This is a genomic window from Gilliamella sp. B3023 (assembly GCF_026536845.1).
GTDB classification, from domain to species: Bacteria; Pseudomonadota; Gammaproteobacteria; order Enterobacterales; family Orbaceae; genus Gilliamella; species Gilliamella apicola_E.
On the sequence record NZ_JAFNNH010000044.1, the window covers coordinates 1 to 1,716 of the forward strand.

Consider the following 1,716-nt stretch of genomic DNA (forward strand, 5'->3'; position numbering starts at 1 on the left):
CTTTCGATGGTGGTCGTACTCGTGCAGTTGATGCTAACGGTCTGCTTGGGATTACACTATCTAACGGAGCTAATTACACGCCTTCTAACAATTCATCATCTACAACCCCAATCGTCTTGCCGGTTACGGGTCAGAGTTTTGCTGATATAGGTATGTTGGTTCCTACTAATACTACTTCAGTCGATTTAAGTTCTCTTATCGGTCCGCCTTATAATTATTGGGGAGATGATGATGGTGATAGTGACGTTACTGCTACAGGTTCTTTGAGTTTATCTATCGTTGATAAAAGTGGTCAAACGGTATCACGTAGTACCGTGCCAGAGATTTGTAAGGCACCTTATAGGGTTACGTTATCCAGTACTGACGGTACATTATCGACTCGTTACGGATTTCCTAATCGTAGTGGTTTCAGTCCCAATAGTGTGACTTATTACGTCAATCCTAAGGCTGTGACTGTGGTTTGTTTTTCCAGACCTAATTTGACTTACGGTACAGGCCAATATGCTGGCCCAGCTTCAATGTGGGACCCTCGTAATGGTTTTACCCCTCAGTCAACAGACCCGTCACTTTACGGTAGAAACTTTCCTACAACTGGTGCTAATGGATTGTACTTTGATTTACTCATTATCGGTAGTAGTCAACCTTTGTCTTGGTCTCCTGTTTCTCTGGGTGGTATCACAGTTACAATGTCTAATTCTACTGCTACAAGCGTACGTGTTACTTTAACGGGTCCTTTCGCTACCACATCCCAGCATAGTTCATCCACTCCTGATCGTATTTCTACTCCTTCTTTGCCTCAGACCTTTGAGTTGGTCGGTCGTGACAATAATGGTACTCCTATCGTCAAATATGGTTTTACTTTGAAGCAGTGGTTCGTGAACCGTGGTTCTGTGGAGAAAAATTATTCTAATACTTTATCTTGGTGTAATAGTCTCGGTTATCGAATGCCTCGCGTAAAGGATTTAACCAACGCAGTTCTTACAGGCTCTCCTGCTATCTCTGGCGCCACCCCTTCTTCGCCGGCTAATTATTATATGCGTCATATAGGTTCTGGGTTTTTCACTGAGTGGGGCGCTCTGCACAGTTATTTAGGCGTTGGCTTCAACTACGGTTGGTACTGGACTAGTGACCCGAATGGTGGTAGTAACCAGTTTATCGTGAGCACAAGCAGCGGTAGCATGGGTTGGGACTACCACGACTCCTACGGACTTTGCTCCCATCCTTAGTTTTTATTTCTTCGCCCTTAATCCTTAGGGCGGGGGTGGGGGGTGATAAAAAATAGTATTAAGTGCTTAAAAGTAAGCTACGAGTCAACGTCGTTTAGCCATAAAAAGCGATTTTGTGGCTAGGCGACGTTTGAATTACCCGCCTAGGCGGGTTTATTTTTGAGGTGTTTTATCGCAAAAAAAGTTGAGGAGCGGGGTTTTTTGGGTTCTAAATTTTACTTAAAAATTATTAAATGATCCAAATCACTAAATTTCTAATTCAAAGCCCTAAAATAAAATTTTTGAGGATCAATCGCTATAATTTCAAAGATTTGTAATTGCAATATCTTTAATTAAAACATAAGTTAATCAAATATCGGTTAGATCATTTTTAGATCCTATTTACAAAAGTTAACGCAAGTGAGCGAAAAAAAGTGTTGCATCGTGTTTTTCCAATCACTATACTTTTTACACGGTTTTAGCTACAAGGCTAAAATTTGATATAAAAGTA

The 1,716-nt window shown here is 41.1% G+C and carries 1 protein-coding gene; it reads left to right on the top strand.

Annotated features, from left to right (window positions below; all coding sequences use genetic code 11):
* The coding region (locus J3U16_RS11855) for a hypothetical protein (protein ID WP_267343179.1) at positions 1-1,226 on the top strand (1,226 nt) is incomplete at its 5' end.
* Between the last annotated feature and the right edge of the window lie 490 nt (positions 1,227-1,716).